The sequence below is a fragment of the Stomatohabitans albus genome, from assembly GCF_036336025.1.
GTDB lineage: Bacteria > Actinomycetota > Nitriliruptoria > Euzebyales > Euzebyaceae > Stomatohabitans > Stomatohabitans albus.
The window spans coordinates 813,896-834,744 of the sequence record NZ_JAYKKE010000001.1 but is presented as its reverse complement, the minus strand read 5'-3'; the positions used below and the strand labels follow the sequence as shown (position 1 = coordinate 834,744).

The 20,849-nt window shown below is 52.1% G+C and carries 19 protein-coding genes; 4 read left to right on the top strand and 15 right to left on the bottom strand.

Annotation, left to right across the window (positions count from 1 at the left end; translation table 11 throughout):
* Nucleotides 1–33: 33 nt before the first annotated feature.
* Genes purD through epsC form a run of 3 tightly spaced genes read right to left on the bottom strand, consistent with a single transcriptional unit; the run spans nt 34 to nt 3,214 of the window.
* Nucleotides 34–1,296, bottom strand: coding sequence for a phosphoribosylamine--glycine ligase (purD, locus tag VCU37_RS03725; RefSeq protein ID WP_336249278.1), 1,263 nt, complete (start codon nt 1,294–1,296; stop codon nt 34–36).
* Nucleotides 1,296–2,576, bottom strand: a complete 1,281-nt coding sequence (locus VCU37_RS03720; protein ID WP_336249277.1) for an adenylosuccinate synthase — start codon at nt 2,574–2,576, stop codon at nt 1,296–1,298. The genes purD and VCU37_RS03720 overlap by 1 nt, the downstream gene beginning before the upstream one ends.
* 59 nt (nt 2,577–2,635) lie before the next feature.
* Nucleotides 2,636–3,214 carry a serine O-acetyltransferase EpsC gene (epsC, locus tag VCU37_RS03715; protein ID WP_336249276.1) on the bottom strand — a complete coding sequence of 193 codons (579 nt, stop codon included), beginning with the start codon at nt 3,212–3,214 and terminating at the stop codon, nt 2,636–2,638.
* Between the two features lie 88 nt (nt 3,215–3,302).
* Here epsC and VCU37_RS03710 point away from each other — a divergent pair, with 88 nt between their 5' ends.
* On the top strand, nt 3,303–4,847 hold the full coding sequence (locus VCU37_RS03710) for an alanine/glycine:cation symporter family protein (RefSeq protein ID WP_336249275.1): 1,545 nt from the start codon (nt 3,303–3,305) through the stop codon (nt 4,845–4,847).
* A 177-nt stretch (nt 4,848–5,024) separates the two neighbouring features.
* Here VCU37_RS03710 and cysK read toward each other — a convergent pair whose 3' ends face one another.
* The gene (gene cysK / locus VCU37_RS03705) at nt 5,025–5,975 is read right to left on the bottom strand and encodes a cysteine synthase A (RefSeq protein ID WP_336249274.1); all 951 of its coding nucleotides are present in this window, start codon (nt 5,973–5,975) and stop codon (nt 5,025–5,027) included.
* An 84-nt stretch (nt 5,976–6,059) separates the two neighbouring features.
* On the opposite strand from cysK, the gene VCU37_RS03700 reads away from it, so the two are divergent.
* Both VCU37_RS03700 and VCU37_RS03695 read left to right on the top strand, forming a co-directional pair.
* A complete protein-coding gene (locus VCU37_RS03700; protein ID WP_336249273.1) occupies nt 6,060–6,980 on the top strand; it encodes a glycosyltransferase family 2 protein in 921 nt (306 codons plus the stop codon).
* 14 nt (nt 6,981–6,994) lie between these two features.
* A complete protein-coding gene (locus VCU37_RS03695) occupies nt 6,995–7,603 on the top strand; it encodes a class I SAM-dependent methyltransferase (protein ID WP_336249272.1) in 609 nt (202 codons plus the stop codon).
* Nucleotides 7,604–7,641: 38 nt separating this feature from the next.
* On the opposite strand, the gene VCU37_RS03690 is transcribed toward VCU37_RS03695, so the two are convergent.
* Nucleotides 7,642–8,598, bottom strand: coding sequence for a hypothetical protein (locus VCU37_RS03690; protein WP_336249271.1), 957 nt, complete (start codon nt 8,596–8,598; stop codon nt 7,642–7,644).
* Nucleotides 8,599–8,869: 271 nt separating this feature from the next.
* Between VCU37_RS03690 and VCU37_RS03685 the strand changes: the two genes are divergently transcribed.
* The gene (locus VCU37_RS03685; RefSeq protein ID WP_336249270.1) at nt 8,870–10,021 is read left to right on the top strand and encodes a hypothetical protein; all 1,152 of its coding nucleotides are present in this window, start codon (nt 8,870–8,872) and stop codon (nt 10,019–10,021) included.
* A gap of 146 nt (nt 10,022–10,167) precedes the next feature.
* On the opposite strand, the gene VCU37_RS03680 is transcribed toward VCU37_RS03685, so the two are convergent.
* From VCU37_RS03680 to VCU37_RS03635, 10 genes are all read right to left on the bottom strand, one after another.
* Nucleotides 10,168–10,632: a Dps family protein gene (locus VCU37_RS03680; RefSeq protein ID WP_336249269.1), complete on the bottom strand. Its 465-nt coding sequence runs from the start codon at nt 10,630–10,632 to the stop codon at nt 10,168–10,170.
* 137 nt (nt 10,633–10,769) lie between these two features.
* The gene (locus VCU37_RS03675) at nt 10,770–11,216 is read right to left on the bottom strand and encodes a DUF4236 domain-containing protein (protein ID WP_336249268.1); all 447 of its coding nucleotides are present in this window, start codon (nt 11,214–11,216) and stop codon (nt 10,770–10,772) included.
* 27 nt (nt 11,217–11,243) lie between these two features.
* Nucleotides 11,244–12,023, bottom strand: coding sequence for a phosphate ABC transporter ATP-binding protein PstB (pstB, locus tag VCU37_RS03670; RefSeq protein WP_336249267.1), 780 nt, complete (start codon nt 12,021–12,023; stop codon nt 11,244–11,246).
* 10 nt (nt 12,024–12,033) lie between these two features.
* Nucleotides 12,034–13,107: a phosphate ABC transporter permease PstA gene (pstA, locus tag VCU37_RS03665; protein ID WP_418896436.1), complete on the bottom strand. Its 1,074-nt coding sequence runs from the start codon at nt 13,105–13,107 to the stop codon at nt 12,034–12,036.
* Nucleotides 13,108–13,224: 117 nt separating this feature from the next.
* Nucleotides 13,225–14,166 carry a phosphate ABC transporter permease subunit PstC gene (gene pstC / locus VCU37_RS03660; protein ID WP_336249265.1) on the bottom strand — a complete coding sequence of 314 codons (942 nt, stop codon included), beginning with the start codon at nt 14,164–14,166 and terminating at the stop codon, nt 13,225–13,227.
* 79 nt (nt 14,167–14,245) lie between these two features.
* Nucleotides 14,246–15,334 (bottom strand): phosphate ABC transporter substrate-binding protein PstS, encoded by a 1,089-nt coding sequence (locus VCU37_RS03655; RefSeq protein WP_336249264.1) that lies wholly within the window; start codon nt 15,332–15,334, stop codon nt 14,246–14,248.
* Between the two features lie 136 nt (nt 15,335–15,470).
* Nucleotides 15,471–17,159, bottom strand: coding sequence for a VanW family protein (locus VCU37_RS03650; RefSeq protein WP_336249263.1), 1,689 nt, complete (start codon nt 17,157–17,159; stop codon nt 15,471–15,473).
* A 32-nt stretch (nt 17,160–17,191) separates the two neighbouring features.
* Nucleotides 17,192–18,424 (bottom strand): MFS transporter, encoded by a 1,233-nt coding sequence (locus VCU37_RS03645; protein ID WP_336249262.1) that lies wholly within the window; start codon nt 18,422–18,424, stop codon nt 17,192–17,194.
* Between the two features lie 232 nt (nt 18,425–18,656).
* Entirely contained in the window at nt 18,657–20,051 is a 1,395-nt protein-coding gene (locus VCU37_RS03640) for a DUF5667 domain-containing protein (RefSeq protein ID WP_336249261.1), read from the bottom strand.
* A gap of 60 nt (nt 20,052–20,111) precedes the next feature.
* Nucleotides 20,112–20,696 carry an RNA polymerase sigma factor gene (locus VCU37_RS03635; protein ID WP_336249260.1) on the bottom strand — a complete coding sequence of 195 codons (585 nt, stop codon included), beginning with the start codon at nt 20,694–20,696 and terminating at the stop codon, nt 20,112–20,114.
* Nucleotides 20,697–20,849: the final 153 nt, after the last annotated feature.

Here is a 20,849-nt window from a genome sequence, read left to right as displayed (position 1 = left end):
CGCTCACCCGGGGTTCTCTTCGATACGTTGGTATTACACCGTGGGATATTCGGCAATATCACGCCTGGCATGTTTGCCGTCAAACTGAATCGTATCAACAGCGTCATATACCGTCTCACGGGCATCACGAATCGAACTGCCAAGGGCAGTTACGGCCAATACGCGTCCACCTTTAGTGACAAGCTGTCCATCCTTTGTTGCAGTTCCTGCATGAAAGACCGCTACATTATGCACCTGATTAAGGCCCGTGATGGGGAGGCCGGTCCGATAGTCACCGGGGTACCCACCTGAGGCAAGTACGACGGTCACCGCGTCTCGCGGGTCAATATCAAGGTCCCCTATCTCGTCCAATCGACCTTGGGCACAGGCAAGCAGCACCTCACCAAGATCAGACCGAAGTCGGGGCAAAATGGCTTGGGTTTCCGGGTCACCAAAGCGGCAGTTAAACTCAACCACACGCACACCCGTAGGGGTCAACATCAGTCCGGCATAAAGCAGCCCAATAAACGGCATGCCACGGCGAGCAAGTTCATCAATCACTGGCTGGGCGATGGTGGTTGCCAACTCATTGGCCATGGCATCATCAACCGCCGGCACTGGGGAATAGGCCCCCATTCCACCGGTATTGAGGCCCTGGTCTCCGTCAAATACCCGTTTGAAATCCTGAGCGCTGGGTAATGGTTTAACGGTTTTACCGTCAGACAGGAAGAACAAGCTGGCTTCTGGCCCGGTCATCATTTCTTCAACGACTACACGCGCACCAGCTTCACCAAAGGCTTCATCTTCCATGATCAGGCTGAGTGCATCGCGTGCCTCGTCGTGGGAATGACACAACAGCACCCCTTTCCCAGCGGCAATACCGTCTGCCTTCACCACAACCTGTTCATCGAATTCATGTAAGGCATCAAGGGCCGTTTCAATGTCATCACAAGCGATATAGCGTGCGGTATCTACGCCAGCACTGGCCATCACATCTTTGGCAAACGCTTTGGACCCTTCAATCTGTGCGGCCGCAGCCCCAGGCCCAAACACTGCAAACCCGGCATCACGCAAGCGATCAGCCACACCGGCCACAAGTGGTGCTTCTGGACCGATCACGACCAGGTCGGCGTGTACCTCACGCGCCAGTTCAAGTACCTGACCTGCATCTACTTCATTGATGCATTTAAGTTCAGCAATCTCACCAATACCTGGGTTGCCATTTGCACAAAAGACGTGTTCAACCGATGGTGAACGGACAAGTGCCGCAGCCAGCGCATGTTCACGCCCACCTGAACCGATAAGCAGTACCCGCATTAGATCGTCCGTTCAAGGGTTTGGCGACGGGCCGGACCAACGCTGACCCACCGGATAGGCACATCCATCAACTGTTCAAGATGCTCAACATATCGCTTCGCATTATCTGGCAAATCATCCCACCGTTCACAGTGGGTGATGTCTTCCTTCCAACCCGGTAGCTCCTCATAAATCGGGGTGCTCTTGTGAATGGCGGTCTGGAAATCATCAGGGAAGTGCTCATACTCCTCACCCTGATACTCATAGGCACGACACACCTTCAGCGTTTCAAAATCACTGAGTACATCAAGTTTCGTCAAGAAATGTTCAGTCAGCCCATTAACCCGACCGGCATAGCGCGCTACCACGGCGTCAAACCACCCCACACGACGGGCACGTCCCGTGGTTGTACCAAACTCATGGCCAATCCGGGCAATCTTCTCCCCATCCGCATCAAAGAGCTCCGTGGGGAACGGGCCTGTACCAACCCGGGTGACATAGGCCTTAGTAATCCCGATCACACTGGTGATGTCCTTTGGCCCTAACCCACTTCCTGACAACGCCCCACCCGATACAGGATTAGAGCTGGTCACAAACGGATAGGTGCCATGGTCAAGGTCCAACATGGTGCCTTGAGCCCCCTCAAGAAGCACCGTTTCACCGCGTTCCATCCCTTCATGGAGGAGCTGCATCGTATTGCAGATATAGGGCTGTAAGCGCTCGGCATACACGGCGTATTCCGTCTCAATGTCAGCCGCTTTCATCGGTAACCGGTTATACACGCGGGTTAAAATCGCATTTTTCTCGCGCAGCACGGCATCAAGCTTCTGGCGGAAAATCTTCATGTCGTAGAGGTCTTGTACACGTAACCCCACCCTGGCTGCTTTGTCGGCATAGGTTGGCCCGATGCCACGCTTCGTGGTGCCGAGTTTTTGTTTACCTAGATACCGTTCCGTCACCGCATCCATCTCACGGTGATAGGGCATAATCAGATGGGCGTTACCACTAATCTTGAGACGCGATACATCTATACCCTGGGCAACAAGACCATCGAGTTCTTCAAGCAACACCCCAGGGTCAAGGACAACCCCATCGCCGATCACCGGAGTGACATCGGGATACATCACACCTGATGGAACGAGATGTAATTTCAGGGTCGTATCACCCACAATGATCGTATGGCCGGCATTATTTCCACCTTGGTATCGAACCACATAGTCCACCTGGTCAGCGAGCAGGTCCGTGGCCTTACCCTTGCCTTCATCCCCCCACTGGGTGCCCACAATTATGATCGCGCTCATGACAGCTCCTGGCTTGGTAACGGTTACGTTGTAAGCCTAGTCGCCTTCAGGGTGACGCGTTAGATCCCTTCCCCTTGACCCAATATCCACAGGCATGGGTCGTAGGCCACCGTTTTCGTGTCGGGTTTTATCGGCCGGTTCTTCGCTGGAATCCCAATCGCACTGTGGTGATCTGGCACATCATTGACCACAACCGCATTCGCGCCTACTGCGGAGTGGGTACCCAAGGTGATCGGGCCGAGCACTTTGGCACCTGACCCCACAACGACCCCGTCTTTTAATGTGGGATGGCGTTTACCCGGCTCTAATGAACGCCCACCAAGGGTGACCTGGTGGTACAACATGCAGTCATTCCCAATCTCTGTGGTTTCGCCGATGACAATACCCATGCCGTGATCAATAAAAAATCGGCGTCCGATTTTGGCCCCAGGGTGTATCTCAATTCCGGTAAGAAAACGTGCCCACTGCGAGTGCAGACGTGCAAGACCGGTAAACCCACAATTCCATAAGTAGTGACTGAGGCGATGGGCCCAAATCGCATGCAAACCTGCGTAAGACAAGGCCACAATGAACCGATTGGTGGCAGCCGGATCATTATTCATTGCAGCGTCAAGATCTTCGCGGAGGAGCTCAAACATATTCCCCCACCTTAATAGTCAAATGGACGTAAGCGGAGTGTAAACAGTACGATGCCTGGTCGATACCAAATTTTTAGAAGGGGAAGTAATGATTGATGTTCTCTTTGCCCAAGAGGCCGAGAAAGCAAGTTCCATACTCGACCTTGCAAGCAAACTCGTTGGTTCGAGCGCCAATTCGCTCTTTAGCTATGTCGTTATCGGGATGTTATTGAGCTGCGGTGCCTTCTTCACCATGATGACCCGTGGAATGCAGTTCCGGTTCTTCCCAGACATGGTGAAAGCAATCTTCAACTCACGTGGTGGGGCAGAAGGTGGCATCAGCGGGTTCCAGGCGTTTGCAATCGGCCTTTCTAGCCGCGTAGGAACGGGCAACATCGTCGGTGTTGCCATCGCTATTTTGCTTGGTGGCCCTGGCGCCGTGTTCTGGATGTGGCTGGTTGCGCTACTCGGCATGGCAACCGGTTTAGTCGAAGCCACATTGGCGCAGATGTACAAGGTGCGTAACCCAAAGGATCAAACCTTCCGTGGCGGCCCGGCGTGGTACATCCGTGATGGTGTTGGAAGTCCAAAACTGGGTGGAGTCATCGCCATTCTCGTTATTTTTGCATTCGGTGTTGCCTTTGAAATGATTCAGGCCAACACCATTGCGGCAACGTTTGAAGAGACCTGGAATATTGCACCGTGGATGACCGCCGTGTTCTTGGTCATCGTTTGTAGCCCCCTCGTGTTAGGTGGTATTCGCCCTGTGGCACGTGCCGCTGAAATGATTGCCCCAGCAATGGCACTCCTCTACATGCTTATTGCGCTCACCATCGTCGTATTGAACATTACCCAGGTTCCAAACATGTTTGCGCTGATCGTGGGTTCAGCCCTCGGCATCGGTCCAGCCGCAGGTGGGGTTGCCGGTGGTGTCACTGCTGCGATGCTAAACGGTGTCAAGCGCGGGTTGTTCTCCAACGAAGCTGGTATGGGTTCTGTACCTAATGCGGCCGCAACCGCAACCGTCGCCCACCCCATTCAACAGGGCCTTATTCAGAGCTTTGGTGTTTTTGCCGACACAATTCTGGTCTGTTCTTCAACCGCATTCATCATTCTTGTTGGTGGTCTCTACACCCCCGAAGCATCTGAAGAACTCGTTGGTGCAACCCTTACTCAACAAAGTGTGGCAGCCAACCTGGGCGGCTGGGCCATTCCTGTCATGGCTATCCTGATCTTTGTGTTTGCGTATTCGTCCATTCTTGGAAACTTCACCTACGCAGAAGTAAACGCTGACTACTTGGGCGGGGGTAAGGGCAGCAACAACTTATGGCTCCGTCTCCTTGTCATTGCAAGTGTTGTTGCTGGTGCGATGATCAAAATCGACCTGGCATGGAACCTTGGTGACCTCGCTCAAGCCATGATGGCAACCGTGAACCTCATTGGGCTGTTGCTCTTGTTCCGGGTGTTCCAGGGCGCACTCCGCGACTATGAGTCGCAGCGTCACCATGTGAAGGAGAATAACATTCACGACCTGGCGTATCGTGGCGTGGATAATGAGCATATGGAAGCCGACTTGCCAACCGATGTGTGGACTCGTACGGATGGGCTGACACCTATCGCAGTCCACGAAGATGACGACGACCGTTCTGCCTAGAACTACCGCGTTATAGAGTGACCCCTGGCTTGAGCCAGGGGTCACTCTATTTGTGATGGCTTGTTCACATCCGCACCTACGACCACTTGCCCTTCACTGTGATTGGCCTGGCCGTACCTCATTTACTAATAAGCCCTGCCCTGACCCGACTGGCTAAGGGCAACGGGGGTGAGATGGCTAATCAGCCAAATGCGCATATAGCGCACTGGATAAGTAGCGCTCACCAAAGCTGGCGATGATCGCCACAATCGTTTTGCCTTCGTTTTCTGGTCGAGCTGCTTCACGGAATGCCGCCGCAATCGCCGCACCTGAGCTAATACCCACCAAGACACCTTCGTGGGCTGCCACAAAACGGGCGGTTTCAAGCGCAGTATCACTATCTACTAACTCGATGTGTTCATAGATGTCAGTATCGAGCACATCAGGTACGAAGCCCGCACCAATACCCTGGATTTTGTGTGGTGAAGGTGAACCACCAGATAGCACCGGACTTTCTACAGGCTCAACAGCCACAATACGGATGTCGGGGTTTTGTTCTTTCAAGAACTTACCGGCCCCCGTGATGGTGCCTCCCGTTCCCACACCACTAACCAGGACATCAACCTTGCCGTCGGTATCACGCCAAATCTCTGGCCCGGTTGTCTTGTAATGCACCGTGCGGTTGGCTTCATTCTCAAACTGGCGAACGAGGACACCACCAACTTGCTCAGCAATTTCATTTGCTTTGGCGATGGCTTCTTTCATGCCGCCAGCAGCACTCGTTAATTCCAGTTTCGCACCAAAGGCACGAAGCAGTGCACGACGTTCTTTGCTCATTGATTCAGGCATCGTGAGGATAACCTGATAACCCTTTGCCGCCCCGACCATTGCCAGAGCAATGCCGGTATTACCGCTGGTCGCTTCGACAATCGTGCCACCTGGTTTAAGCGCCCCAGCAGCTTCTGCCGCTTCAATCATGGCGTTGCCAATACGATCCTTTACGCTGGCCGCCGGATTGAAAAACTCCAGTTTGGCTACAACACGGGCACGAACGTCGCTGGCATCAACACCGATACCTTCGGGAACTGTATGCAGCTCTACCAAAGGGGTATTCCCAATCGTTTCAAGGATGTTGTTATAAATGGTCATTCGCCCAGACTAAGGATTCCTTCACTATTGATATGGTGAAAATAGTGTTTTTGTATTTGAAGGTGATTACTAGGGTGGTGAGCTATGGACGACGTGGATGTCACCGTGGTATTGCCGGCCTATAACGAAGCCGGTCATATTCTGAACGAAATAGAACGTATTAATGCCGGGTTTGCGGCTTCCCCCTATACCCACGAAATTTTGCTTATTGATGATGGCTCTACCGATGACACTGCGGCCATCGTTGCAGGGGCGCCCCATGTCCGTTTGGTTCGATTCAACCAGAATCGGGGAGCAGGGGCGTCTCGCCGCTACGGCACCCAACATGCCCACGCCCCCATCGTGGCGTGGACCGATGCCGATATGTCCTACCCCAATGAGCGCTTGCCTGACCTCGTTGCTGCGCTTGAACGTTCCGGTGCCAACCAGATTGTCGGTGCGCGGCGCACGGAAGAAGGAACTCATAAGTGGGCTAGGATTCCTGCGAAGTGGGTGATCAGAAAAATCGCTGAATCATTGAGCCGTTCCTCCATCCCTGATTTAAATAGTGGGTTTAGAGCCTTTTACCGCAAGGATGCGTTGCCGCATCTCTGGTTATTACCCGACGGGTTTTCTTGCGTAACCACCATTACATTGGCCTTTTTATGCAATGGTCTGACCGTAGAATACTGGCCCATTGACTACGCTAAACGGGCTGGGAAAAGCCATTTCCGTCCCATTGGAGATGCCTATCGCTATATCTTGCAGGTATTGCGGATGATTACGTTTTTTGCCCCACTTCGAGTGTTTGCGCCTCCGGCGTTGTTCCTCTTGTTGCTGGGTCTGGGCAAATTCCTCTTTGACATCATTGGTGGGCTTATTCGAGACGGCGATCCCTTTCGGCTTGCCGCGAATACCGTGCTGTTTATCGTCACCGGGTTACTGTTATTCGCAATCGGTCTGCTTGCGGACCTCATTGTTCGAGTTGGCCAACGGGTCAACGAACCGGACAACAACACCGTTTAGATCAGGAGGTTTTGGTGAGCAATATTGTGACGGGTAACCATCACCCGAAATATGGCGGGATCCACACCAACCCTTGTATTGGGGTATTGACAAACCGCTTTGTTCGCCACCTTGAACGGATGGTTGATACGGTCTCACCTATCCCCGCCACTATCCTCGATGTGGGCTGTGCAGAGGGCACGGTGGCCCGTCGGCTTGCGCAACTCACCGGTGCATCGGTTACTGGATTTGACCTTCCTGACACCGCCATTGAATCAGCCTGGGCAAATGGTCCTGGCCTTTTGGTGACCGGTGATGCACACGAGCTGCCCTTTGAGGACAACCACTTTGATCTGGTCCTTGGCCTTGAAGTTCTCGAGCATGTGGCCGACCCGCATCAAGTGCTCGCTGAGATGGTACGAGTTACGAAGGGCCCACTCATCCTGAGCGTACCCAACGAACCGTTCTTTCGGATGGGTAATCTCTTAACTGGCCGCCATGTCCGTAGCTTAGGCAATACTCCAGGACATTGGAACCATTGGACACCGATCGGCTTCCAAGCACTCGTGTCTAAGCACGCTGCACTTGATGAGGTCCGGCACCCCTTCCCGTGGACACTAGTGCGTGCTTCTGCAGACCTCTAACGGTCTGCTGAGCACCTCACCTACTCGGGTGATGGCGCCTAATCGCCCATAACAGGTTCGTTATCGCTGGGAGAAGCTGAGGCCGGGCGAGGAGTGAGGGCGGCGAGGCCTGCCCATATTCCGTCAGCCACGGTGAGGGCGAGACGGCTGATTGCAATAACCACAACAGCGTGGCTCAGGTTCATCGCGGCAAGCAACCAGTACAACGCTGCTTCTCTGGGGCCAGCCCCCGCGGGTGCGATGATGATGATAAAGCCGATAACCCAGGCGCCGGCAAAACCCATCGTGAGCGGAAAGATATCTAGCTCTAGCAAGAATCGATCTGGGTTGAGGGTTGAGGTCAACACATAGAGATGGCCACCAAAGCACCCCCACATCACCATTGCCCAAATGATCGCGTGGATGGTTGCAAACCAACTCAAACGGCCCGGTAAGGGCGGCCGCTTAAAGAGCGCGAGGAGTCGGGCGGTCACCCAGCTCGTGATCTTAGGATGTAATACCACCAGGAACAGCAAACTGAAGAGTAATAACCACGGGTTAAATGAAGGTAGATCTAATGCGTCCGCCAGCGTAACGATACCCAAAGGAATGCTGATCGTTGTTCCTGTCACTACGAGAACCCACATGAAGAGTACTTGTGCCATCATGGCAACACGGATGGGCATCTTGATACGGCGAGCCACATCGGCTTGCATTAAGACAGGCCAAACGGAACCGGGAACATATTTCCCTAGCTGGGTGATAAAGAACATTCGGGCGCCGTCAGCCAAACTGATGTTGCCACCCAGTGAACGGATAATGCCATACCAAACCAGCCCACTACAACCAACACCTCCTGTGGCAAATGCGATGCTGTTGGCGATAGGAATCGGACCGAGAAGATGCAAGCCTGTAATCAGGTCATCAGCTTGAGTAACGAGAGCGTAACAAAAAGCAGCCGTGATCAAGAATACATAGCCATAGCGCAGCCATTGCCAGCCTTTTGCCTCAGTCATAGGCAGAGTATATCGACCAGATTGAAACCAATAGCCCTTGAGTCTTCTCTACACCGAAAGCTCGGGGTTGACGTTGGAAAGTAGATTGGGAGATGAACACTTATAAAGATAGAAAGGGAATACACCCATGAAAATCAGCAATCATCTCGATTTGCAACACGCAATAGACCAAAATGAGAAACTACTTGAATTGGATAATTCTATTAGTGTTCCCAACAGCATCAAACTACATAAAGGCCAAAAATTGTTCTCCAACAAGGAGAATATTTTTTTGAGCTTTATTGGCGGTGATGGTGTTGCATTGACTGGCGACAATGAAATATCAGGAATATCGATACAAACATCACCAGCTAATCGTGCCATCTATATTGATTCACCCGAAGTTGACCTTGGGACGATTCGATTAGAACATCTCACGGTTACTGGTGTTGTACAACTGCTCACAAGGGCTCCTAATAAGGTCTTGTCACTTGACCTATCCGATATAGACATCGTGTCAGCTGATGCTCGCCACTACCCAGAACGCCCGATGAAGTACGGGGTTAATGTGTACCAGGGAGCCTTAACCATTTATAACTTTAACCCCGAAGCAGAGAGCCGTATCACGCTTCATGCCGAACATATCGGGGTTGGCCGTGAGAAAGCCCCCGTCATTGGTAGCGGTATCTTTATCTCAGGGTTCAATGACACAGCTGGACCAGTTATCGTTGATAAATTAACGACAACTGGCGTCTACTCAAACGGCATGATTCCAACCGGACAACCAAACCTCATTACTGGCGGTATCTTCATTGTTTATGGTGTTGAAGCCAACGAGATTGTTTCCCTTAACGAAGTCAAAACCTATGGCACGAATGACATGGTTTTGGATGTATGGGGTAAAGTTAAAAGCTGGGTTGTCAAAGAAAACGTTACCAGTTATGGAGCGAGTGGTATCGGCTTTGTCAACTTTGGTGATGTTGACTATTTCAAATCTGAAAAAACCATTCAAACCTACGGCCTTGGCGCCCGAGGCTTTAATCAATACGATGGCACTATTAAAGATGCCTACTTTGAACAGATCACAACAGTTGGCAACGGTTCTATCGGGATGCAATTCAGCAAGCCAGTAGGCAATATCACCATTGGCAGTGGTATCAAGACACTCGGCGCAAAGGGCCAAACCCTCGTGAAGGGTGAAATCGTTGAGCTCAATGCTGATGCAATCAGTGTGTTGCACGGTGGGCTCATTGAAACACTCACCATTGATGGTGATGTGGTGACGTCTGGTGATCATGTTGTGAGCTATCACGTCAACGGGGGTGTAGTTCAGGCCTTGAAGCTCGGTGGCAAGCTTGTCGCCTCTGGTAACGGTGCCAAACCTGCTGTCATCGAACAAGACGGCAGCTCTGACACAACTGGGATTGAGGGCTATCTCAGCTAACCCGTGGTGCTAAACACCCCGGTACTGACCGAGCACACAAATAGAAACGCCATGCGGCGCCCATGAACCTGGGTGTATTCCAGGTGCGGGGCGCCGCACGGCGTTTAAGAATGGCGGGATTGGTTGCGTGGTATCCCTAGTGCGCCTTACCGGCTGGCACTAATCATCCACAGGTGCTTATCCAAGGTGGCGGCAGTCTGAATGAGGTGGTCCTGGCCGACCGGGTCAATGTCGGCGGCATCAATACGACCACGAATGTTCTGGCTCGCTGTCTTCAGCATCTGAGCGGTGTAATTCAACACATCTTCAACATCAATAGATTCAATTGGCACATCCTCAAATGGACGACCCTTGGCAACGGTGCCTGCCGTACCATCGGGAATCTGGCCAACCGTGGTGATGTATTCAGCAATATCATCACTGTGCACGCGAACACTATCGATAATTTCGTCTAAGTGCTCGTGCACATCCTTGAAGCGCTGACCAATGATGGTCCAGTGCAACTGCTTGCCGGTGAGGGCAATATCAATCAGCTCAACCAGTGTGGGCTGCAACAGATCATGGATTTTCTTGGCAACCTCTGAATCCACTGAATATTCAATCTTGGACATATGCACTCCTTAATGCTTTGCGACGTCGAACCTACGTTCAACTGGTAGGACCACAGTAGGCGGAGGCGCACAAAGATGTACAGAAAACTCTACTTACCTGATGCTTACCTAACGATCTGGTTATGTTTTTCGCCGTACTAATCCTCAGGTGAGGTTGGGTCGTGCATATCTACGATGCCCTCCGCCTCACGACGGATTGGTCCTCGATCAGGGAGATAATCCTCTGGTTGGGTTGGATCTACGGTGTCCAGGTCGTCCAATGCTGCTTGAAAATGAGGGTCCACAGGTTCCTCAGCTGGTTTAGGAAGTGCATTCAACCAGCCTTCCTCAGGGGGAGGCCCAACCGCCTCGATTTTCCCTGTCACCCCACCAGGTAACCCAGGAATAGGTGAATTGAGGGGGTCAAATGCTTGGTCCCAAGATGTTCGGTACCCGTGAGTTGTGGTTACGCGACCAGACGTGCCTATCGTGACTCGCTCACCAGGAATCCCAAATGAAATATTGGCACCACGGTGTCCAGAACGGACCTCTACACCAGGCACAATCGTCTTTTTGCGTTTACGATCTCTCCGCGACCTTGCCATGAGATTCCTCCAGATACACCCAACCGGTTATCCAAATCGCCCGGTGATGTAGTCTTCTGTCGCACGTTCACGCGGGTTATGGAAAATCGTTTGGGTTTCATCATACTCAACCAGCGTGCCTGGTTTACCAGGGCCTTCAAGGTTAAAGAACCCTGTCATATCACTCACACGGGATGCTTGTTGCATATTGTGTGTCACAATCACGATGGTGTACAGATCCTTGAGCACCGTAATGAGGTCCTCAATCGCCAAGGTAGAAATCGGATCTAGGGCTGAACACGGTTCATCCATTAACAACACGTCTGGTTGGACGGCAACGGCGCGTGCGATACATAACCGCTGTTGTTGACCACCAGATAAGCCGCTCCCCGGTTTGTGAAGGCGGTCCTTCACTTCTTTCCACAGGTTAGCCCCTTCAAGGCTTGCTTGTACCAAGTCATCGGCATCTGACTTGTTCATTTTGCGATTATTTAGCTTTGCCCCTGCAATGACGTTGTCATAGATACTCATGGTAGGGAAGGGGTTGGGCTTTTGAAAGACCATGCCAACCTTGCGGCGCACACTCACTGGGTCAACATGTTTGTCATAAATATTTTGACCCTGTACTTCAACAGACCCGTCAACCCTGGCACCCGGAATGACTTCATGCATTCGGTTGATGGTACGGAGAAATGTTGATTTCCCGCACCCAGACGGACCAATGAGCGCAGTCACCGCTCTCGGTTCAATCACCATATTGATGTTCTGGACGGCAAGAAAATCGCCGTAGTAGATGTCCAGGTCACGGACGATGATCTGATCAGACATACCTCAAATCCTATTTCTTTGGGGCAAAGTAGGCCGCAACAAGACGGGCGAGCAGGTTTAACGCCATAACAAGCAAAATGAGTACCAGCGCGCCTGCCCAAGCGCGTTCAATACCATGTTGAGGTGGAACGCCTGGCTGCATATAGCTGATATAGGTGAAATAGGGCAAGGTAGCCATACGACCACTAAACGGGTTGAGGTTCAATCCCACCGCAGTGCCAACCGTGACCAGTAAGGGTGCAGTTTCTCCAATCACACGGGCGATTGCGAGGGTGACCCCCGTCGCAATACCTCCTGATGCTGTTGGAATAACTACCTTTAGGATGGTTCGCCATTTTGGTACCCCAAGCGCATAGCTTGCTTCACGTAAGTCACGAGCAACAAGCTGAAGCATTTCTTCGGTGTTACGTACCACAATGGGAATCATCAACACGGTGAGGGCCACCGCACCGATGAACCCGGCTCTTGCCCCGACACCGTAGAAGAATGAGAGCGAAAACACGGAATAGGCGAATAGACCTGCCACGATGGATGGAATACCGGTCATCACATCAACGAAGAAACGGAGCGCCCGAGCGAACGTTCTTGACATTGGACTTTCATCGCCGTATTCAACTAAGAAGACTGCAGCAAGCACACCGATCGGGATAGAAATGACGGCGGTAACCGCCGTAATGATCAGCGTGCCCACGATGGCGTGGAAGGAACCGCCGAGCATGTCACCAAAAACCCCGTGCATGGTTTGGGTAAAGAAGGCCACATCAAATCGCGCCGCTCCATTCGTAATAACCGTTTGTAACACACTGATCAGTGGGAATAAGGCCAGAGCAAAGGTAGATACGATAATGCCGGTTGCCAGGCGATCTATCGCATACCGACGGCCTTCGATTCTGATTGAAAGTGGTAACAAAATACCGAGATAGATCGGAACCGCGAGGGCATACAGGGTGAATAGATTGAAGCTGTCGGTAATGGCGAGAAAACTCCCTGCGAGTACCAGTGCAATAATCAGAACGATCGACTGGGTGTAGTAGGGCAGCGACCGATGCTCCGTAATTTCAACCGGTCCTACCTGGGATGCCATCTCAAGGTGAGCATCCACCTCTGGTAACAGGCCGCTGTGAGAGGTTACGACCTGGCTCGGGAGGTGGGCTTCGGGGTCAAGCACGAATTCATTACGTGATCGTTGCGTCGCCATACCCTACCCTTTCACCGTCATTCGACCGACTATCCACCGTGAAATCGTGTTCACTAGGAGCGTCAGGACAAAGAGCACGAGTCCTGAAGCAATCAGTACATTCACATCTAGCCCACTAGATTCAGGGAATTGACGGGCGATATTGGCTGCGATCGTGTCCGCATTCTGCGTTTCAATCACACTCCAGTTATAGCGGCCGGTATTGGACAAGATAATGACAACCGCCATCGTTTCACCAAGCGCCCGCCCCAAGCCAAGCATGGTGCCTGCGATAACCCCTGACATCCCAAATGGAATGACAGCCAAGCGAATCATCTCCCAACGGGTTGCACCCAAACCAATGGCGGCTTCTTCTTGAAGGCGTGGGGTTTGCATGAATACTTCACGATTCGTTGCCGTCATAATCGGGAGAATCATGATGGCGAGGACAAGACCTGTCGTCAGCATCGTGCGCCCTGATGGGGATGGGTTTCCAGCAAAAAATGGGATGAATCCCAAGTAGGTGTGTAGCCACTGTTGTACGGGCACAACACCACCAGCGAGGACAGACGAACCCCACAAACCAAAAATAATGGAAGGGATCGCAGCCAAGAGGTCAATGATGAAGCCTAAGAAGGTACTCAGACGACGGGGAGCATAGTGGCTGATAAATAAGCCAATGGCGATGGACAGTGGGAGGGCGATGGCTACCGCAATGACCGCACTTTGCACAGTACCGAATACCAGTGGCGCTACATAGTGGATGAACCCTTTTCCACCGGGTAGGGATTCGGGGGTAGCGGTAATTGCCGGAACGGCTTGCCAAAGCAAGAAAAGGGCTACACCAGCCAGCAATGCCAAAATAATGGCACCAGACCCATAGGCCATAGCCGTAAAGATCGTGTCACCGAGATGTTTACGATCGGTCGCAATGGCAGCGCGAGCTGGTTGAAGGGTGTTACTCATTGCGCATCCTCAGCAAATAATGTGCCAGATGTTCTGGGCTAGGTCGTACACGTGGAATGCTGTGGTAGTTGGTGTTCTGTCATTCAGTCGGCCCAATGGTCTCGATCCCTTTCAGCGCCTGCTCACGCATACGCGCAGACAGCGGTGCCGAACCAGATGCAACAGCCGCAATGGCCTGGCCGTCTTCACTAAATACATGGGATAGGAAGGTACGTACTAGCTTTGCATCATTCCCATCCGAATAGGTTGGACAAGCCAGCTGATAGGCAACAAGCACGATCGGATAGCCGCCTTTGACGGTACGGTCAAGGTGCAAGCTGTAGTCAAACGGTGAAGCAGGCTGAGCGATACGGGGGCTCTGTTCAACAAGGGTTGCGGCACCTTGAGCGCTATAGGGTACAAACTCGTCCCCTACCTTGATTTTTACGCTCGGGAGTGCCCCTATCTGTGAGGCGTCGGCATAGCCAATGGATCCGTTTCCAGCGGCAATCGTTTGAACCACACCACTCGTCTGCTGGGCTGCTTCTCCTGGGAGAATGTCTGGCCAATTTTTATCTGGTGGGGTAGTCCAAATATCAGGGGCCGTGTCATGCAAGTATTCGGTGAATGTCTCGGTTGTTCCAGACCCATCAGAACGGTGAACTGGATTGACATAGAGGTCAGGAAGAGGAACACCGGGATTCTCCGCAAGGAGCTGAGGATCATTCCAGCGGGTGATCTCACCTGCAAAGAGTTTAGCCACACTATCTGGTGAGAGAGACAACTCAGAAACTCCTTCAATGTTGAAGGCAATGGCTATAGGGCTGATATAGCCAGGTAGCTGAATGAAGTCTCTGCAATGGTCCGGTAGCCGCTTGACTTCGTCGGTACTCAAGGGCGCATCGGTAGCTGCGAATGCGACGGCACCCTCAATAAATTGTTCTCGTCCACCGCCAGAACCCACCGGGTCATAGTTCACCGTTGCGGATGGATGAGCACCAGCAAACGTCGCAATCCAGGCTTGCATAGCTGCCGATTGAGACGACGCCCCAGCGCCTGCGATAGCGCCAGACAACGTTGAAGTACTTGTAGGGGTCGGTTTGGGGGTACCACCGCTCGTACAAGCACTCATACTCAGTACAAGCAGTGCCACGAGGCTCATGCCCTTCAGCGGGTGCTTGGTCAGCACGGCTTCTCCTTGTACACGTATTCCACCACCATTACGTAAAGAGCGTAAGTGCCCTTACCCGGAACAACTCCCCTTAAAAGTAACCATTAGATGAACTTACGGGAAACTCTCGCACCTTTGGATTGAACGGTGTAGGTCATGCATCCTTCTGCGTTCGATAGTGCACGGTTACATCAGTTTGATCTGTTTGCCCATCTGGAGCAGTCACGGTACGTGAGATTTTCACATTGGTACCACCACGTACGGGATAGGGTTGGCCGATACTCTGATCTACCTTGAAGTGCGGTGTGGACCAAAAGGTTACAGTCACGCTATTCGCAGTGGTCGTTGCCTCAACAAGAATTGAATAGGGCGTGTTATTGGTGAGTTCAAGGTTAACACCGGGATAGTCAATGGTGGCTTCACGCCCCCATGGGTAGCGGTCAAAATGGTAGGTGTGCGGTTTAAAGGTATTGATTTTGACCCCTGCGAACCACATAGCGTTAAAGAAGGTTGTGGCAAATTGAGAAACACCTCCACCAACGCTTGAAATAAGTTCGCCTTCAAGAATCGCACCACCTTCAACGAACCCCTTAGCCGCCGTGCGAGGCCCAACTGCATGGTTCAGTTCATAGCTTTCACCAGGAGCAATAATCGTGCCATTGACGAGTTCGGCAATGCGTTTGATATTGGTGTTACGTTGCTGACCCTCAGTAAAGAATGTTGTAAATGTACTCACCGGCTGGGTGATACCAAGCGCACGAAGGTCTTGTACGCTTGATTCTGAAACAGCAATAGGGGCTGTATGTTCTCCCCTGGCAAGGGCACTTGCTACACCATTCCAGGTCGCCTCATTATTGGGAAGTACACCTTGTGGCCCCGGCTCATACACCACGCTGCCAGTGATTGAGGCCACATCGGTAAGCTGCGCCTCGTTCGACCCTTTTTGTGGTGCAGGCGAACGGTCAACAACCCGTGCGCTTGCCCCTTCAGGTAAAACTGCCTTCCCCAAGAAGGTTGTGAGTTTACTGGGGGGCGGTGGTAACTGTTCGACCTGTTCAATACGGAGACGTTTTGTTGGGTCACCGGCTTCAGGGTCTGCATGCACAACCAACAGTCCACTCAGATCCTCCGATGCCAGTTCAACAACTGCATTCGTTTTTGGATTCGTTACCGTAAACGGGGTTCCGATCAGCCCGTTCAGTGCTTGAGCAGTTTGATCGACAATCTGTTGTGTGATTGCTGGTTCTTGTTCACGGACCTCTGGAGTGATAACCAGTTCCTCGGGCCATGCACTCGGATTGGTTCTGGCTTGGTCATTCAACGCCTCTTCTAGAGCCGTGGTAATAGCATCAGGTGTAACGATGCTCCCCTTTTCAGCTGCGAAGGTCCGAACCTCAGCACCAGAGATAGTGACATTGCCATTTACGGGTTCTTTGGTCAGTTCGTCAGCAATGCGTTGGACCGTCTCCATCTCACCGGTTCGATAGGTTTCCAACTCAACGGTCGCCGAACCAGACGTCAGTGCATCCACCCATGCAGAAAGCCCCGTATGCTGCTGGGCAATGGTAACGAGTAGCGCCTCATCGACGTGTATACCCAAGGACTGAACCGTGGCATGTTGCTCTTGCCCGTTTACTTCAATCTTTACCGGCTTTGAATGAATCTCGTGCGCAACTTCTGCGGCAACCTCAGTGGCATCTTCGGGTTTACTCAGTGGATGCCCAGCAATTGTTGTTCCAGGGGCAGGGTTTTTGACGGCGAAATATGTACCTAACCCAATTCCGCCGAGCACCATTGTGGACAAGGTGGTGGTGATGAGCAGCCGACGTGATTCAGTTCGCAAAGTGAGCCCTTAGCAGCGATGGATGGGGAATATCAAGATGCTACAAGGTCCAGCTCAGGTGATGTGGATTCCTTTACCTTCACACCAAGCATCAAGAGAAGTCCGAGCGCATTGACTGATACCAGCCCCAAAATCCCCCAATACTGCGATTGGTCTCCCGTTAATTCACGTCCGATGTAAAGCGAAAGTGCCCATAAGGTTGGCGACAAGAAACTAACCGCTCGACCGGTGGTGGCATAGAGTCCAAATACTTCGGTATGCATACCGTGGGGTGTAAGCGTAGTCAGGTAAGTACGGGCCGCAGATTGGGCCGGACCGACGCATCCAGCTAAGGCAAGGCCACATACCCAGAAGGCTATTTTCCCGAAACCATGAAGGAAAAATACAGCTAGCCCAAAGATAACGAGCAGGGATAAGCAGATAACAATCAGGCGGCGCGACCCGACCCGCTCATCGATCCATCCGCACCCAATGGTGATGATTCCGGCAACGATATTTGCCACGATGGCAAACAGAATGACCTCTGTTTCAGAGAAGCCGAACGTACCAGCAGCGATGACACCAGCAAAGGCAAAGATACCGGCCAACCCATCACGAAATACCGCACTCGCGATTAAGAACAAGGCGATATTGCGATGTTTAACCCAAATCACCTTCACAGATTTAAATAGCCGCCGGTATGCCGCTAATGGGCCTTCTCGACCCGTGCGTTTCAGTTGGGCACGATCATCATGCACGATGAACAGTGCTGGTAAACAAAATACGAATACCCAAATGCCCGTGAATACCATGCCTGACCTGATATTTAATGCACGGTCGGCCGACACGCCAAACCAACCAATATCAGGCAAGATAAAGCCCACCAGGAGGGCAACAAGGCAAATGATGGAGCCTAAGTAGCCTAAACCCCAGCCGAACCCACTCACGCGGCCATAGCGCTCTGGTGTTGTAATCATCGGCAACATGGCGTTGTAGTGCATATTGGCGATCTCGCTCACCAATGTGCCAAAGGCCAGAAGGAATAAGCCGAGGTAGAGACGCCCTGGCGTTACCCAGTACAGTGCAAATGTCGACGCCGTGATTAAGAACGTGGTGCTCCGCATCCACGTTGCATGGTTGCCGCGACGGTCTGCCTGCTGTCCAATCATTGGTGCAAGCAACGCGATGAACATACCAGTGATCCCAAGGGCCCAACCTAGCCATTCATCAGCACGAGCAGGAAAATACTCACTCGTCAGATACACCGTAAATACAAACGTAGTCACGATGGAGCTATAGGCGCTATTCCCTAGATCCCATAAGGCCCAGGACCAAACCTTTGGCGTTAACGTTCTCATTCTCTTAGACATTAGCGTTTCAAAGAACTGATGTATCGAAACTCGTGCATGTGTGCGAAAATCATTATCGTAGTTCAGGGCACTAAAACAGCGAAATTACCATGGAATACAACGAACCCTGCCATATCTGGCAGGGTTGACTGGAACGAGGTATCTCTCGTTACTCTATTTCGTCCTCAATATCACTATCATGCGATTGAGCCTCCTCAGACGAGGACTTTTCAACTGCGCTCGCACTATCCTCTGTATCAGGCTTGGCGGGATTTAACGGTTTTGGTGCTGGTTTCACCGGTGGTTTTGCAATGGGCTTTACCGGTGGTTTCGCACTTGGCTTATTACTTGATTGTGTTGATGGCTGGGGCTGCACAGTGGGTGAGGGACCAACCTCACTCACCTCTTCTCGGTTCCTGATCTCATCACTTGTTTGCTCAGTTGGTTCATCCGGTACCAGCACCGGTACCTCAACCACCTCAGTCTGGGCAGCAACCGGTTCAGAGGGCTTAGCTGACGGCTTTGTACTGGGTTTATTGGCAGGTTTCGCCGGTTCAGACACGCGCGCAATTTCGGTAACTGCCGGCTTCGGCGATTCTGTTGGTTTAATAAACTTGATGGGTACGACGTAGTCACTCGCTGTCTCAGCAGGAGCCGGTTCAGGATTAGCAGGTGCTACTGGCGTGGGAGGCACTCCAGGGCCGGTTAAAGGACCGGTAGTATCAACAGGCTTGGGCGCGGAAGCAACACGCTTCGTTTCAACTAACGCAGGCGGAATCTGAACAGCAACGGGGAGCGGTGCAACCTGTTCAAGGTGCTTTACCTCATCAATGGTTGCCAAACGGATACGTTCAACAGCGGTTGCATCGGTGGTCTCAACAAGAGAAGCCCCGATTTCAGTAACCAAGTTGGCGACAACCTCAGGATTGACCGGACCAACGTCACGAAGTTCTTTCAACCGTTCATTAGCGAATGATAGTTGAAGGGACGACCGGGATTCTTTGTCCGTTGCCATCGCAAGACGGGCCTGTTCGGTGCCACGCTTGATGGAGTAGAGCAAATCGCCCGGACGGCTGTGTTGGCTGGCCATGGCAATACCCGTCGAGGACATAGCCAACATGATCACAACAGACAACATGGGCGCGCCGGCCAAGGTTAAAAGTCGGCGTCGACCTCTTGGGGCAGACGGTTCCACTTCCTCCTCAACGTAATCAGCGGTTGCACATTGAGGATGTAGTTGAGGTTGAGGGTCAACTGCAAATAAAAAGTCGTCCTCACCGAGCCCCTCATGTAGGTCAGATGTTGCATCGGCTACGTGTTCTGAACCTGAGGCCTTTACTAAAAGCTGCTCGATTACCTTGGAATTATCGGCTTTCCCATTCCGACCGGAGGAGTGGTCAGTCCCGTTCGCGGATCGCCGTTCTTCCTGGACACGGCGCGCTTCTTGGTGGATAGACCACAGATGCCGAGACGCACAATCCATATCGACATGCACCTCAAAGGCATCAACAAACAGATCCGCTAATTCCGGATCTATGTCTTGAGATTTGAAGGATTCTGCCATACCTGTTCTTACTTGTGCGAAGGGATTGTGTGTGAGAAGACGACGCCGAGAACGAAAACGTTACGGGTTTGACTTTGGTAATTGTTCACTGGAAAGAACATCGGTCAGCATACGGTGCATCGCCCGCTCACCCCGATGCTGGAGACTACGAATAGCCCCTTCAGTCTTCCCAAGCGTTTCAGCTATTTCTCGAGCCCCTAAACCAGCGATATACCGTAATTCAAGGACCGTCCGCTGATCCTCAGATAGGTGCGCCATTGCAGCGCGAACAGTGGCTCGGTTCTCCTCGCGCAAAACAGAGTCAACAGGACCGTCCTCAAGACTGGCAACATTCATGTCGCCAAAGTCGCCGACCATACATTCTGGCCGTCGAGACACCTTGCGAAGATGATCCATCGCGGTGGTATACGCCACACGGAATAACCAAACCTTCATCGCTATCGCATCACCAGAAATGGCATGACCCTTACGAATCAACTTGATGAAGACTTGCTCAAGCAAATCTTCTGCAATCTGACGATCACGAATACGCGCAACCAGATACCCCAATAGTCGGTCCGCCATCACCGAATAGACCTCGCCTATAGCGTCAGGGTCTCCGGCTTTGACTCGCTCGGCACAACTATCACTAAATGGGGTATCCATACATCCGCTCCAGAGGGTGTGCCTCTAATAAATCGTGGAGACTATATATTGGCACACTCAAGCCTACCTTTAGTTATTAGACATGTACGTCTGATATATCTGGTAGCCACCATACTTCATTTCCCATCATCACGGGGCCGCCCACCGGGTTTT